Source organism: Methylobacillus sp. (genome assembly GCF_036844465.1).
Classification (GTDB): Bacteria; Pseudomonadota; Gammaproteobacteria; order Burkholderiales; family Methylophilaceae; genus Methylobacillus.
The window spans coordinates 125,668-140,343 of the sequence record NZ_DAIUFW010000001.1; the positions used below are offsets into that span (position 1 = coordinate 125,668).

Annotated in this window: 10 protein-coding genes, 4 tRNA genes and 2 pseudogenes; 11 read left to right on the plus strand and 5 right to left on the minus strand. The window is 52.2% G+C overall.

Translation table 11 applies throughout. The annotated features are described in order from the left end of the window. The first annotated feature begins 14 nt into the window (after positions 1 to 14). The 10 genes from tig to V7Z75_RS00670 all read left to right on the plus strand — a co-directional run bounded on the left by tig (position 15) and on the right by V7Z75_RS00670 (position 8,948). Entirely contained in the window at positions 15 to 1,319 is a 1,305-nt protein-coding gene (gene tig / locus V7Z75_RS00625; protein WP_334106386.1) for a trigger factor, read from the plus strand. Next, positions 1,319 to 1,960 carry an ATP-dependent Clp endopeptidase proteolytic subunit ClpP gene (gene clpP, locus V7Z75_RS00630; RefSeq protein WP_334106388.1) on the plus strand — a complete coding sequence of 214 codons (642 nt, stop codon included), beginning with the start codon at positions 1,319 to 1,321 and terminating at the stop codon, positions 1,958 to 1,960. The genes tig and clpP overlap by 1 nt, the downstream gene beginning before the upstream one ends. Positions 1,961 to 1,991: 31 nt before the next feature. Beyond that, on the plus strand, positions 1,992 to 3,263 hold the full coding sequence (gene clpX, locus V7Z75_RS00635) for an ATP-dependent Clp protease ATP-binding subunit ClpX (protein WP_334106389.1): 1,272 nt from the start codon (positions 1,992 to 1,994) through the stop codon (positions 3,261 to 3,263). Positions 3,264 to 3,408: 145 nt separating this feature from the next. Beyond that, entirely contained in the window at positions 3,409 to 5,841 is a 2,433-nt protein-coding gene (gene lon / locus V7Z75_RS00640; RefSeq protein WP_334106390.1) for an endopeptidase La, read from the plus strand. A gap of 112 nt (positions 5,842 to 5,953) precedes the next feature. Next, a complete protein-coding gene (locus V7Z75_RS00645) occupies positions 5,954 to 6,226 on the plus strand; it encodes an HU family DNA-binding protein (protein WP_334106392.1) in 273 nt (90 codons plus the stop codon). Between the two features lie 20 nt (positions 6,227 to 6,246). Beyond that, a tRNA-Val gene (locus V7Z75_RS00650) sits at positions 6,247 to 6,322 on the plus strand. A 52-nt stretch (positions 6,323 to 6,374) separates the two neighbouring features. After that, a tRNA-Asp gene (locus tag V7Z75_RS00655) sits at positions 6,375 to 6,451 on the plus strand. 205 nt (positions 6,452 to 6,656) lie between these two features. Beyond that, positions 6,657 to 8,552, plus strand: a complete 1,896-nt coding sequence (locus V7Z75_RS00660; protein WP_334106393.1) for a SurA N-terminal domain-containing protein — start codon at positions 6,657 to 6,659, stop codon at positions 8,550 to 8,552. A 120-nt stretch (positions 8,553 to 8,672) separates the two neighbouring features. Then, positions 8,673 to 8,760: transfer RNA gene (locus tag V7Z75_RS00665), tRNA-Ser, on the plus strand. Positions 8,761 to 8,862: 102 nt separating this feature from the next. Next, positions 8,863 to 8,948, plus strand: a tRNA-Leu gene (locus V7Z75_RS00670). Between the two features lie 405 nt (positions 8,949 to 9,353). Here the strand turns inward: V7Z75_RS00670 and V7Z75_RS00680 are convergent. After that, positions 9,354 to 9,935 (minus strand): annotated as a pseudogene (locus V7Z75_RS00680) (transposase); the annotation flags it as partial. 66 nt (positions 9,936 to 10,001) lie between these two features. On the opposite strand from V7Z75_RS00680, the pseudogene V7Z75_RS00685 reads away from it, so the two are divergent. Beyond that, positions 10,002 to 10,320, plus strand: a pseudogene (locus V7Z75_RS00685) (integrase core domain-containing protein); the annotation flags it as partial. Between the two features lie 148 nt (positions 10,321 to 10,468). Here the strand turns inward: V7Z75_RS00685 and V7Z75_RS00690 are convergent. From V7Z75_RS00690 to V7Z75_RS00705, 4 genes are all read right to left on the minus strand, one after another. Next, positions 10,469 to 11,119 carry an OmpA family protein gene (locus tag V7Z75_RS00690; RefSeq protein WP_334106395.1) on the minus strand — a complete coding sequence of 217 codons (651 nt, stop codon included), beginning with the start codon at positions 11,117 to 11,119 and terminating at the stop codon, positions 10,469 to 10,471. A 167-nt stretch (positions 11,120 to 11,286) separates the two neighbouring features. After that, positions 11,287 to 12,093 carry a formylmethanofuran dehydrogenase subunit C gene (locus V7Z75_RS00695; RefSeq protein WP_334106397.1) on the minus strand — a complete coding sequence of 269 codons (807 nt, stop codon included), beginning with the start codon at positions 12,091 to 12,093 and terminating at the stop codon, positions 11,287 to 11,289. Next, positions 12,090 to 12,998: a formylmethanofuran--tetrahydromethanopterin N-formyltransferase gene (gene fhcD, locus V7Z75_RS00700; RefSeq protein WP_334106399.1), complete on the minus strand. Its 909-nt coding sequence runs from the start codon at positions 12,996 to 12,998 to the stop codon at positions 12,090 to 12,092. Before fhcD ends, V7Z75_RS00695 begins: the two co-directional genes overlap by 4 nt. Then, complete coding sequence (locus tag V7Z75_RS00705) at positions 12,998 to 14,674, minus strand: formylmethanofuran dehydrogenase subunit A (RefSeq protein ID WP_334106400.1); 1,677 nt, start codon at positions 14,672 to 14,674, stop codon at positions 12,998 to 13,000. Before V7Z75_RS00705 ends, fhcD begins: the two co-directional genes overlap by 1 nt. Positions 14,675 to 14,676 lie beyond the last annotated feature (2 nt).

Below are 14,676 nucleotides of genomic sequence, written 5' to 3' on the forward strand. Positions count from 1 at the left end.
AAGGAATACAGCAGATGCAAGCAACCGTTGAGACCATCAGCAATCTCGAACGCAGGATGACGGTTTCCTTTCCAGTACAGCCACTGGAATCCGAAGTAAATGAGCGCATCAATCGTTTGGCTCGCACCGCCAAGATGCCTGGCTTCCGCCCTGGCAAGGTGCCATTGAACATGGTGCGCCAGCAGTACGGAGCGCAGGTACGTAACGAGGTGCTTACCGATGCAGTAGAGCGCAGCTTCAATGATGCTATTCAGCAGAACAAACTGCGCGTGGCTGGATACCCCAACATTGAACACAAGCCTTATGCGGAAACCGACGAAAGGCTGGAATATATCGCAACCTTTGAGATATTCCCTGAAGTTAAGGTCGGTGACGTTTCCAAGGTCAAGATCGAGCGTCCGGTACTGGAAGTCGGTGAAGCCGAAGTCAAGAAAACCATAGATGTCCTGCTGCGCCAGCGCGCCACTTTCGAGCCGGTCAAGCGTGCCTCCAAGAAAGGCGACAAGATCAACATCAGCTTGATTGCTTCCATTGACGGTCAGGAAGTCGAGCGCACCGATGCAAACGGCCTGGACCTCATTATTGGCGAAGGCGGTCGCTTCCCGGCTTTTGAAGACGAGCTTTCCGGCAACAAGCCAGGCAGCAACAAGGTATTCGAAATTGCTTATCCGGCAGATCATCGCCCTGAACAACTTGCAGGCAAGACTGTCAGCTACGATGTCACCTTCAATACCGTTGAACAAGCCAAGTTGCCTGAATTTGATGCAGACTTTGCCCGCAGCCTGGGTGTGGAAGATGGCAACGTGGAAGAGATGCGCGAGGAAATCACTGCCAGCCTTAAGCAGGAAGTGGAAAAGCGCGTGCGCGCCAAGCTGAAGGAGCAGGTATTCCAGGCATTGATTGACTCCAGCGAGCTTGAGTTGCCAAAAGCCTTTATCAATGCGGAAATTGGTCGACTGATGCAGTCGACACAGAACAACCTGAAACAACGCGGCGTTGATTTGTCCAATGTGAACCTGGAGCCTGCAATGTTCGAAGAGCAGGGCAAGCGCAACGCTACGCTGCGCCTGGTGCTTTCCGAGATTGTCAACGCCAATAACCTGCAAGCTACTGCTGATCAGGTTCGCGGCATGGTGGATACTTTCGCGCAAAGTTTTGAGCGTCCAGAGGATGTGGTGTCCTGGTACTACGCAGATACCAAGCGCCTGGATGAACCAGCTGCATTGGCAACAGAAGAAAACGTGGTTGACTGGGTGCTGAAATCAGCCAAGGTGACTGATAAAAAAGTCAAGTTCGATGACCTGATGGGAAATAGCTAATGATGCATTATCCTGCAACTGCGCAAAGCCAGTTTGAAGCTCAAGGCCTTGGGTATATCCCTATGGTTGTGGAGCAAAGTGGCCGTGGCGAGCGTTCTTACGACATTTATTCCCGGCTGTTGAAAGAGCGCATTGTTTTCCTGGTCGGCCCGGTCAATGATGTCACCGCGAACCTGGTGGTTGCTCAGTTGCTATTTCTGGAGGCGGAAAACCCTGACAAGGATATTCATCTCTATATCAATTCCCCTGGTGGTTCGGTAACTGCCGGCATGGGTATTTATGACACCATGCAGTTTATCAAGCCTGACGTTAGCACCTTATGCGTCGGTCAAGCGGCCAGCATGGGCGCCTTGCTGTTGACGGCAGGAGCGAAGGGTAAGCGCTTCTGCTTGCCGAATTCCCGCGTCATGATTCACCAGCCGCTAGGCGGCTTTCAGGGGCAGGCATCCGATATCGAGATCCATGCCAAGGAGATCCTGTTTCTGCGCGAGAAGCTTAACCGCATCCTGGCGAGCCATACTGGCCAGCCTGTGGAAAAAATTGCTCTTGATACAGACCGTGACAATTTCATGAGCGCGGAGCAGTCAGTGGCTTACGGCTTGGTGGATAAGGTGCTTGCCAACCGCACGGATGCTGCCTGACACGATATTTAAGTTTATTTAGGATAGTTTGATGACCACAAAAGCCGAGGGCGAAAAATTACTGTATTGCTCGTTTTGCGGCAAAAGCCAGCATGAAGTGCGTAAGCTGATTGCCGGCCCATCTGTTTTTATCTGTGATGAATGCGTTGACTTGTGCAATGACATCATCCGCGAAGAAATTCAGGATGAAAACGGCCTTAAGCCCAAGAGCGGCAAGTTGCCGATTCCCAAGGAAATCTGCGGTATCCTCGATCAGTACGTGATTGGACAGACACAAGCCAAGAAAAATTTGGCTGTGGCTGTCTACAATCACTACAAGCGCCTGGATCAGGGCGTGCAAAAGGATAAGGATGATGTCGAGATTGCAAAAAGCAACATCCTGCTGATCGGCCCGACAGGTTCTGGAAAAACCTTGCTGGCGCAGACATTGGCCCGCTTGCTGGACGTGCCTTTTGTCATGGCGGATGCCACCACCTTGACCGAAGCGGGTTATGTGGGCGAAGACGTCGAAAACATTATGCAGAAGCTGCTGCAGAAATGTGATTACGATGTCGAGAAAGCTCAGCGCGGTATTGTTTATATCGATGAAATCGACAAGATCTCGCGCAAATCCGACAATCCATCCATTACGCGCGATGTATCGGGCGAAGGCGTTCAACAGGCATTGCTCAAACTGATCGAGGGTACGATTGCCTCTGTGCCACCACAAGGTGGTCGCAAGCATCCCAATCAGGAGTTTGTGCAGCTTGATACGACGAATATCCTGTTTATTTGTGGCGGTGCTTTTGATGGGCTGGAAAAAATTATCCGCCGCCGCTCCGAGAGGGGCGGAATTGGTTTTGGTGCAGAGGTCAAAAGCAAGGAGGACACTCGTGCTGTCGGCGATCTCCTGCGAGAGGTTGAGCCTGAAGATCTGATCAAGTTTGGCCTGATTCCGGAATTTGTAGGTCGCCTGCCTGCTGTTGCCACGCTTGAGTCACTGGATGAAGCCGCATTGGTCACCATTTTGGTGGAACCCAAGAATGCCTTGACCAAGCAATATACCAAGCTGTTCAAGATGGAAGGCGTTGAGTTGGAATTCAGGGAGCCTGCTTTGCACATGATTGCCAAGAAAGCACTGGAGCGTAAAACTGGTGCACGCGGCTTGCGTTCCATCATGGAGCATGCGTTGTTGGAAATCATGTATGACCTGCCTTCATTGTCCAACTTGAGCAAAGTAGTCATTGATGAGGGAGTCATCAAGGGCGACTCTCCGCCTATCCTGATTTATGCGGATGAGCCCAAGCTGGAAACAGCGAGCTAAATAAAAAGGCTGCCTCGTGCAGCCTTTTTTATGTTTTACGTGAGAATATAGAGGCACAGACACTTGAAGTGCCCAGGTATGGCCCCATGATGTATAACAGCGTTCGGCATGTTGCCTTGCTGCTGACAACACTGAAAGTATTTCCATGACAGAACAAACACTACCGGTTTTCTCTCCAGATTCTGGATTGCTCCCACTATTGCCATTGCGCGATGTCGTGGTGTACCCGCATCTTGTCATTCCTTTGTTTGTTGGTCGCGAGAAGTCGGTCAAAGCTCTGGAACTGGCTTCAGATCAGGAAAAACAGATTTTGCTGGTTGCACAGAAATCACCGAATAAGGACGAGCCTGACGCGGACGACCTCTATGATGTAGGGACCGTCGCCACAGTATTGCAAATGCTCAAATTACCTGACGGCACCGTCAAAGTGTTGGTGGAGGGGCTGCATCGCGCCAAAGTGGTGGAGTTCGTCGAAACCGAGGAATGTTTTGCTGCCAGAACGGAAAAAATTGAAAGTCCAGCAGAAGAAGATAGCCAGACCCAGGCTCTGATGCGAACTGTTTTCACCCAGTTTGACCAGTATGTGAAACTCAACAAGAAAATTCCGCCGGAAATCCTGACTTCGCTTGCAACCATTGATGATGCCGGCCGTCTGGCCGATACTATTACTGCCCATCTGACTCTGAAACTGGAAGAAAAACAGAGGATTCTGGAAATGTTCAGTGTTGCTGAACGCCTGGAGCATCTGTTGAGTCTGCTTGAGTCTGAAATAGACATCCTGCAGGTGGAGAAGCGCATCCGTGGTCGTGTCAAACGCCAGATGGAGAAAAGTCAACGCGAGTACTACCTGAACGAACAGGTCAAAGCTATCCAGAAAGAGCTCGGTGAACAGGACGAAAATGCCGATATTGAAGAGCTGGAAAAACGCATTGCCGATGCGCGCATGCCTAAAGACGCGTTGACAAAGGCAACTGCCGAACTCAAAAAACTCAAGATGATGTCACCTATGTCAGCCGAAGCGACAGTGGTACGCAACTATATTGAGACCCTGGTTGGTCTGCCGTGGAGAAAGAAAACCAAGATCAGTCGCGACCTGGGTACGGCTGAGAATATTCTGGATGCGGATCACTACGGCCTGGAAAAGGTCAAGGAACGTATTGTCGAATATCTCGCGGTACAACAGCGCGTAGATAAGCTAAAGGCGCCTATCCTTTGCCTGGTAGGGCCTCCCGGTGTCGGCAAGACCTCCCTTGGACAAAGTATTGCAAAAGCGGTCAATCGCAAATTCGTGCGTGTCGCCTTGGGCGGCGTGCGAGATGAATCCGAAATCCGTGGTCATCGCCGCACCTATATCGGCTCCATGCCCGGCAAGATTCTGCAAAGCATGTCCAAGGTAGGAGTCAAGAATCCATTGTTCCTGCTGGATGAGGTGGACAAGATGGGGCAGGATTTCCGTGGCGATCCATCCTCTGCATTGCTGGAAGTACTTGATCCAGAACAGAACCATACTTTTGTCGATCATTATGTCGAGGTTGAGTATGACCTTTCTGATGTGATGTTCGTGGCAACAGCTAACTCCTTGAATATTCCAGGACCATTGCTGGACCGTATGGAAGTCATTCGCGTGGCCGGTTACACCGAAGATGAAAAGGTCAATATTGCCATGCGCTACCTGCTGCCCAAGCAGTTGAAAACCCATGGATTGAAAGAGACGGAAATCGGAATTTCCGAAACTACAATTCGGGATGTCGTCAGGTACTATACCCGTGAAGCAGGGGTGCGTAGCCTGGATCGCGAAATTTCCAAGATTTGCCGTAAGGTAGTCAAGGAAATCCTGACCTCCAAAGCCAAGACAGATACTGCTCGCAAAGTAACTGTCACTCCAAAGAGTTTGGAAAAGTACTTGGGAGTGCATCGTTTCGACTACGGTGTGGCCGCCAAGGAAAATCAGGTCGGACAAGTGACCGGACTGGCATGGACTGAAGTAGGGGGTGAGTTGCTCACTATCGAATCAGTGCTGTTGCCAGGTAAGGGTAAGGTGATTACCACCGGAAAACTGGGCGAAGTTATGCAGGAGTCCATTCAGGCCGCTATGAGCGTTGTACGCAGCAGGGCTAAACGGCTAGGATTTGCTGAGGACTTCTATGAAAAAAATGACATTCACATTCACTTGCCCGAGGGCGCCACTCCCAAAGATGGCCCTAGCGCGGGGATTGCAATTTCCACAGCCTTGGTTTCCGTATTGACCAATATCCCTGTGCGTGCCGATGTGGCAATGACAGGTGAAATTACCTTGCGTGGAGAGGTGCTGCCTATTGGAGGCTTGAAGGAAAAATTGCTGGCTGCCCATCGTGGTGGAATCAAGACAGTATTGATTCCGGAGCAAAATGTGAAGGATCTGACCGACATTCCAGCCAACATCAAAAATCAGCTCGATATTCATCCGGTCAAATGGATAGATGAAGTATTGAAACTGGCGCTTGAGCGTATGCCGGAGTCGGATGAAACTGGCGCGACTGTTGCAGAGGTAAAACCTAAAGATGAGCCAAGCAAGGCACCTTCCGTTACAAAGCACTAGGATACTATGTAAATCAAGTAGAAGAGGCTTGACATAGTCTTTTAGCGCTTGATATAACACATGGCACAGGGAGGTAACTCCCTGTTTCTATAACAACGGAAGGGGATTACAGGTGAATAAGTCTGAACTGATTGATCAAATCGCCAAAGCCGCTGGAATTTCCAAGGCTGCTGCTGGTCGTTCTTTAGATGCAACAACTGCTGCAATCACCAAGGCATTGAAAAAAGGGGATCCTGTCACCCTGATCGGCTTTGGTACCTTTTATGTTGGAAAACGTGCTGCGCGCAACGGGCGGAATCCCCGCACCGGCGCCACTATCAAGATTGATGCTGCCAACTCCCCTAAATTTAGAGCTGGCAAAGCACTCAAAGATGCTGTAAACTAGCGGTCTTCGTTGGTTGAGATGGGTGCTTAGCTCAGTTGGTAGAGCGTCGCCCTTACAAGGCGAATGTCGGCGGTTCGACCCCGTCAGCACCCACCATAACAACCATCAATCAGACGTTAGTTTTATTAAGAAAATAACGTGAAGTCATGGAGCGGTAGTTCAGTTGGTTAGAATACCGGCCTGTCACGCCGGGGGTCGCGGGTTCGAGCCCCGTCCGCTCCGCCAGAAAAAGCGAACCTTCGGGTTCGCTTTTTTGCTTTATTCATCCTGCTTTTCCCCCTACTTCCTCCCTTTTGATAATTGCTTTGGCTAGGCGTGCCTTGCTTAAAGCTTGTGTGGTATATTTAAGAGTTAGGTTTATTAATCAGCCCTGTACAGATTGGGCTGGATCATTTTGATAAAAATTGAACAGTGAAGAAGGCAAATAGTTATGTTGGAAGCAATTCGTAATCGTTCCCAAGGATGGCTAGCCAAGGTCATATTGGCTGCAATTACCATCCCGTTTGCATTGGTAGGTGTGGATAGTTATTTACGGGATGCGGGCTCGAATGTTGCTGTAGCAAAGGTCAATAAAGATCCAATTACAATCCAAGAGTTTGGTGATGCGTTGCAAAACCTGCGCAACCGCTTGCAAAGGGAAGGTGAGGTTGATCAAGCTGTTATTGACGGGCCTGAACTGAAGCAGGCTGTTATTGACCATCTTGTAGAGAGAAGATTGTTGGAAGCAGAAGTCCGTCGCGCTCATTTTGTCGTCAGCGATGAGCAGCTTTCCCATTACATTACCAGCGAAGATGTATTCCATCAGGATGGAAAATTCTCTCAGGAGCTTTATGATCAATTTCTGTCAGAACGTCGCCGCACACCTTCTCAATTTGAGGGCGAAGTAAGAAACGATCTGCTAACCATGCAGGCACGCGATGGCATCTCTGCATTGGCCTTCGTCTCAAACGGTGTTGCCAACAATACAATCAAGATTGACCATCAATCGAGAGAAGTCAGTGTGGTTGAGTTCAAAACCGCTGACTTCATTCCACAGGTCAAAGTCACTGAAGATGAAGTCAAGGCTTATTACAACGAGCATCAAGACAAATTCAAAGTACCCGAGCAGGTTAAGCTGCAATTTGTCTTGTTGTCTGCGAACGGCTTGATTACCAGTCAACAGGTCAGCGAGCAAGAGGCTCGCGATTATTATGCGCAGAATGCTGCTCAATTCCAAGGCGATGAACAACGTCGCGCAAGCCATATCCTGATCAGTTTCGGTGTTAGCCCAACTCCGGATGCCAAGCAAAAAGCTAAGGAAAAGGCAGAAGAAATCCTTACCCAGGTGAAGAAAAATCCCGATCAGTTCGAGCAACTGGCTCTTCAATATTCTGATGACCCTGGCTCGAAGGATAAAGGTGGGGATCTTGGCCTGTTTGGCCCTGGCGCCATGGTAAAACCTTTTGAGGACGCTGTATTCTCAATGAAACCAGGCACTATCAGTGAGTTGGTTGAAACAGATTTTGGTTATCACATCATCAAGCTAACCGAAATTCAGGGTAGCGGCCAATCGTTTGAGACAGTGCAAGGCCAGATTCGTGCCGAACTGATGTACCAGAAAGCACTGGCTAAATTCTCTGAACAAGCGGAAAACTTCAGCAACATGGTGTATGAACAATCTGGCAGTCTGGAGCCTATTGCCAAAGAGTTTGACCTCCAAGTACAAACCAGCGGCTGGTTAAGTCGTGAGGACGGAGCAAAATTCTTCAAGAATGATAAATTGATGAATCTTGTATTCAGCGACGAAATCTTGAAGGAAAAGCGTAACACTGAAGCTGTAGAGGTCTCGCCCAATAACCTTATTTCTGTACGCGTGGATGAATATAAACCAGCAACTGCGCGTTCTTATGAAGAAGTGAAAGTAGCGATCGAAGACTTCCTGAAACAGGAACAAGCTGCCAAGCTGGCGAAGGAGAAGGGTGAAGCTACGCTGGCTGATCTGCGTGCAGATAAAACACCGACCTTGAGCTGGACTGCGCCAACCACCGTGGATCGCTATAGTTCACACAGCCTGACAGGCTTATCAGTTTCAGCTGCATTCAAGGCAGATACTGCAAAGTTACCTGCATACAATGGCGTTGCTGATCGAAATGGTTACCTCTTAGTTAAGGTAACTTCAGTCCAGTTCATGATGGAAAATGACGAGGATCAGCGCGCATCAAAAATGCAATTGCAATCCGCATTGGCTACTGAATACAAACGGGCATACATCAACTCTTTGAAAGAAAAGAGCAAAGTTACAGTCAACAATCAATTACTAAACGCTGACGATACCTTTAGAAACTAATCAATGGTTTTCGTCGTCTGCAAAGGCGGAGGTCTATATTCAGGCCTCCGCCTTTTTATTTCCAATACATCATCTCATGATATAATGCTGGCCTTATTTGGATGACTTGAAAATCAAAAAGGAAGTGTGGCCGAGTGGTTGAAGGCACCGGTCTTGAAAACCGGCGACCCGCAAGGGTTCGTGAGTTCGAATCTCACCGCTTCCGCCAGTAAACCCGCTTTACAGCGCTGTTTCAAGCCCACTCATAATTTCTTGGGGCAAAATTGGGGCATTTAGTGCCTCGCTCATCTTAATATCTCGTTATTCCTTTGCCCGGGTGGTGAAATTGGTAGACACAAGAGACTTAAAATCTCTCGCTCTTTGAGCGTGCCGGTTCGATTCCGGCCCCGGGCACCATGAAAAATCAATCACTTAGATTTTTCTCCTTTTTCTAAAATTCCCCATTAGTCAACATTGTGTCAACTTCGCAAGCGGGTTAAATGTTTTCGCTTCTTGCAGATGATCTGGTGCCATGTGTGCATAGCGCATGGTCATGGCTAGCGTGGAGTGACCTAGTAGTCGTTGCAGTACGAGGATATTGCCGCCGTTCATCATGAAGTGCTGGCGAAGGTATGGCGCAGCACGTGGGATAGCTGGCCTCGTGGCAATTGAAGTTTGCTATTTTCTACAGCATTCCTGAATTGGTTATAGGCCGGCTTGAAGAGATTGCCGCCTAGTGTCTTTGGCTTCAGGTTTGCGAGTTCTGCATAGAGCGCTGCATCAATCGGAATTGAGCGATTTTCCGGATTTAGTACGGCTCAGGACGAGCCGTTTACGTGGTTTGTACGCAGATCTAACTCTAGCTCCCGATAGATGCGGTAAACGCGCTTGTGGTTCCAGCCAAAGCCTCTGACGTTGCGCAGGTACAGAAAGCACAATAGCACAATCCAAATCCCCAGTTCCGGTGGTTGTCGGTTAACCGCAGCAACCAGTTGGCAATTTCCTCGTTCTCGGCGTCAGTCTTGGCCACGTATCGGTAACACGTCTGGCTCACTTTGAAAGCTTCACATGCCAGGTATAGCGACACGCCGCTTTGCTGCACTGCGTGTTTGGTCATCTCGCGACGACGAGACGGCCTCACCACTTTTTTTCAAGAGCTCCTTGTACGATCTTGGTCTTGAGCTTCTCTTCGACATACATTTTGCGTAGCCGTGCGTTCTCCGCCTCCAGCTCCTTCATGCGTGCCATCATCGATACGTCCATGCCGCCATACTTTGAACGCCACTTGTAGAAGGTTGCTGTGCTGATGCCAAACTCCCAGCAAAGCTCTGGCACTGCCAAGCCGGACTCTACCCGCTTGAGCGCTTCCATGATCTGACTGTCTGTGAATCTCGACCACTTCATCTTGTAGAACTCCTCAATAAGAAAGTTCTACTTCTGAATACACCGCTTTTGCGGGAGGATTACCAAGGGATCATGTTCCATTCGGATCAAGTATGTGAGCCGTAAGTTCCAGCAGCGGCTCTGGCGTTACCGTATGGTGCAGAGTATGAGACGGCCGAGGTAACTGGTAAGTGCTGGGGGACAATACGTCGATGGAGAGGTATTTCGTAGCTTGAAAACAGAGTGGATGCCGTCGATGGGTTACCACGGTCTCGCGGCTGCGCAGAAGGATATTAGCAGTTACCTGATGGGCTACTACAATCAGGAGCGCCCACATACCTTCAATGGTGGCGTTGCTCCGGTAGTGGCCGAAGAAAAACTTAAAACTGTGTCCGAAATTAATTGATCACTACAGCATGATGGATGTTGGTCGTGGTTAGCCAGCATAGCTTTAATAAAATCAGGGCCTAATCCATAAATAACCTCGCATATTCAGCAGAATACGCGGGGTTTTTATTTGTTGCCTACCAACAAGACAAGCAGTTGGAGTTAGATCATTGCGCTGGCTCCGCGACGAAAATCTCTACGCGACGGTTCTTGGCGCGGTTGGTTGCTGTATCGTTGGCAACCAAGGGTTCGTGCGAGCCGCGGCCGTCAATGGTGAAGCGGCTGGCGGCGATGCCGCGTGCGGTCAGGTAGTCGCGGGTATTGGCGGCGCGGTTGACGGACAATGGGTTGTTGATGGAATCAGAACCGGTGTTGTCGGTGTGGCCGATGATGGTGACCAGGGTGTTGGGGTTGTTTTTCAGGGTGGTGGCGAAGTTGTCAAGCACGGTGCGGAAGTTGGGCTGGATATCTGCCTTGCCGGAAGCGAAGGAAATGTCGCTAGGGATATTCAGCTTGAGCTGGTTGTCCTCGGTCTGGGTGACCTGCACGCCAGTGCCTTGGGTAGCTTCTTCCATCTGGCGCTTTTGCTCTTCCATGCGCTTGGACCAGACGTTGCCGGCAATTGCGCCAGCACCCGCGCCCACGGCGGCGCCGATGGCGGCGCCCTTGCCCTTGCCGGCGATGGCGCCGACGACAGCGCCTGCGCCTGCGCCGATGGCTGCACCCTTGGCGGTGCCTTTTTGAGTTTCAGACATATTGGCGCAACCGCTCATGACAAGGGCTGCGACGAGTGCGCTAACGGTAAGTTGGGTTTTCATGATTTTCCTTTTTTGTTGATGACCATGGTGTTTTGGTCAGCATAATACAAGATAAAGTTCGCTGCAAAGCAGGTTCACAATTGTTCATTTTTCTGCAAAAAAGCCCGGCTCATGATGAGCCGGGCTTCTGGAGAGATAACGCCTGTAATGACAATGGTTTGAGCCTGTTATTTAAATACCAGGATTTCTCCCTTGCCGTCGTTGGCGATGTCGCCTGCATAGCGTTGCACCCTGTTCTGGTTGATGCTGGCGAACTTGCTGGGCAAATTGCGGAACGACTTGAACATGAGGCTGAGGAAGGGCAGGGTATGCGTGCCGCAATCCTGCAGCGTGGCGTGCAGCTTGGGTTCCTTGGTTAGCAGCAATGTGCCGCGGCGCATGCCGTAGCCCACATAGTCTCCTACGCTGCCGAGCACGCCGATGGTGCCTGCCAGCATGCGCGAGGCGAGGTAGCCGCCTGCGTTGCCTTCGATCAGGATGATGCCGCGGCGCATCTGGTCGCCAGCCCGCTCGCCGACGTTGCCGCTGATGAGCACCATGCCGCCCTTCATGCCCTTGCGGTTGCCGGGCAGCGCGGCGGCGAGGAAGTCGCCGGTGCTGCCCTTGATCTCGATCAGGCCGTTCGCCATTTCACTGGCGGCAAAGGCATCCGCGTTGCCGTTGAGCACGATGTGCCCGCCGCGCATCTGCAGGCCGAGATAGGAACCGGCGCCGCCGTTGACGGTGATTTTGCCGGTTTTCATCTGGCTGCCGATGAAGTCCAGCTTGCCGTTGGCATTGTTGAAGACGATGTCGGACGCATCATCGCCGCTGATATCGAACAGGTTGTCCGCACGCAGCTTTTCACGGCCGCTGACGAGCAGGGTGACGGCGATGTCTGCCGGGTTCTTGCCTGCCAGGTTGTCAGGCGTGAGCGGGGACAGGTCCACGCGTTGTTGCAGGGATGCTTTTAGAGTGAAGGTCAAAGCGCTCATGCCATGATCTCCCGAAGTTTGAAATGATAAGGGCCGAGTTTGCCGCCGTAGTTGCCTGCGGAGATGCGCTTGATGCCGTTCTTGGCGCCGAGTTCGCAGGCTGCCGCGATGCCGGCGCGCATGGCGATGCGGATGTCGGGGTCGGTGAGGCCGTCGATGACGATTTCCATCACCGATTCGATCTCGGGCGAAAGCTCGGTCTTGGTGATGCCCTTGAGCGTGGGGCAGAACGCATCGTTGGTCGATGCGATCAATGCCTTGTACTTGGAGCCGACCTTGGAGCCGGAGCGCACCACGCCGCCCGGGAACGGCATGATGACGTTGGGCACCTTGCTCATGGCGTCGATCGCGGCTTCGCATGCGGCGAGCGCCTGAGGCTGCGATTCCGCCAGGATCAGGAAATTGCCGCCGCCCACGGAGCGGATCATCCCTGTGCTTTCTTCCGTGAGGAATTCGCCGTCCATCACCGGCACGCGCCAGTAACGCTTGCCGTTGAACTGCTTGGAGATTTGGAATCCGTCACCAAAGAAACGCAGGTTCTTGCCGAGGTTGATCTTGGTGATTTCCTCGTAGCCATCATTGATGCCGGAGAATGCCGCCGCGGTAGGGCAGGTCAATACGCATTGCCCCATGCGGGTTTCCAGTTGCTTGATCAACACTGCGCTGCTCATGGCAAACATGAGGATGGAAACGCCAGGGCGGCCATCCGGAGTTTCTTCCTCTGTGAGCTCGCGTTCAATGCCAGCTTCTACGCCACAGGCAATCACCGAGGTGGCAAAGCCAGTCATGGCGCGTGCTGCGTTGTAGGCCCAGCGCAAATTCTGTGCAGTGATGATGACACGGGTGCCGCGCATGCCGAAGGCTTCGGCAAAGGTGTCGTCTATGGTTACGCCGTTAATAATCATTATGCTGTTTTCTCCCTGCGACCCTTGGCTTCCTGAACAATCACTTTGCCACGGCCACCGTCTTCAAGCTCGGCGGCGTTGACCTTGTAATTTTCCATGTTCATGGTGTGATAGCGGTCGAAATATTGCTTGAGATCCTTCTCGATACTGCGGTCAAAGTCAGGCTTGACGGTATGCGTGCTACCCCAAGTTACTTTGACCACTTGGCCGTCCCTGACTACCAACTCGCCGTCCTTGAATACATAATCCGGCTTGGCAAACATGGCTTCGCGGTCTGGATTGTCGGTATAGACGGTGATGTCAGCTGCGCCACCAACGCCAAGATGTCCACGGTCATGCAGGCCGACCAGCTTGGCTGCACCGGCACGTGTCATGATGGCGATCTCGTAGAGGCTATATTCGCGCTCGATAGAGGTCAGCGTGCTCATGGCCTGGGCATCCAGGTTGAGCTTGGTGAACATGTCGTTGCGGAAGCTCTTGTCCATCAGCAAGCGGATCAGGTGCGGGTAGCTGGTAAATGGTGCGCCATTCGGATGATCGGTGGTGAGGAAGATGCGCCATGGGTCTTCAGTTAACAGGAAGATTTCCAGGCCAATCGCCCATTGCAAGGCGTTGACGAAGTTCTTGTCCTTGTACTTGAACGGCACCACGCCGCAGCCGGAATCGCACTCGATGTCCATGAGCACGGCCTTGTTCGGATGCGCATGGCCGGAGTTGGCATACTGGCGCATGGTGTCGCCGGAGGCGGTGACGGTCTGGCCGAACAGGATCTGGCCGACGTCTGCGGAGACATTCTTATGCTTATTCAATGCTTCCGCCACGGCGGCCGCGCCGGAGGAGAACTTGCGATCGCCCTCTGTGCCGTAGCTGTGGAACTGGATATGCGTGAGGTGGACCGGGTAGCCTTCCACCGCGCCCATGGTCTTGAGCGTGGTCTCGACGTTGCCGGGCACGCCCAGGTTGTTGCCGTGCACATGCAGCGGGTGGGCAATGCCCAATTCGTAGACAGCACGGGTCAGTGCTTGCAGCACTTCGCGCGGCGTCACCTGATAATGCACGTTCTCCTCGTCCAGGTTCAAGGCGCGCTGGTTGAACTTGAAGGCGTTGATGCCGCCCGGGTTCACCACCTTGATGCCGATAGCCTGCGTCGCATGCAGTATCCACGCAACGTAGTCGTTGATCGCGTTCTGGTCTTTCTTCGCAGCGAGCATGCGCAGGAAGTAGTCGTCGCTGCCGAGCATGGCGTAGCCGCCCTTGTCCAGGATGGGGATGTCGCACATTTCCAGGTGCGACTGGCGCGCATTGACCGGGGAGAGCGCCGGCTCGAAGCCTGCGGTGTAGCCCATTTCTGCGTAGCGGTAGCCGGTGTTCAATGTCGAGGGGGCTGCATGGCCGCATCCGGCGCGGCAGGCTGCCGTATGCGTGGTGGCGGAGCTGCGGTGGTCCTCGGGCAGCATCAGGCGGGCGATATTGACCTTGCCGCCGCCAATGTGGGTATGCATGTCGATCGCGCCCGCCATGACCACCTTGCCGCGCAGGTCGTATTCCTGGTCTATGGTGTCGTTGTCGCCGGGACGGTCGATGATGCGGCCGTCGCGGACGTAGATGTCCATGACCTTGCCGTCGATCTGGTGCGCAGGGTCGTAGACCCGGCCACCTGTCAGTTTAATCAGCATGT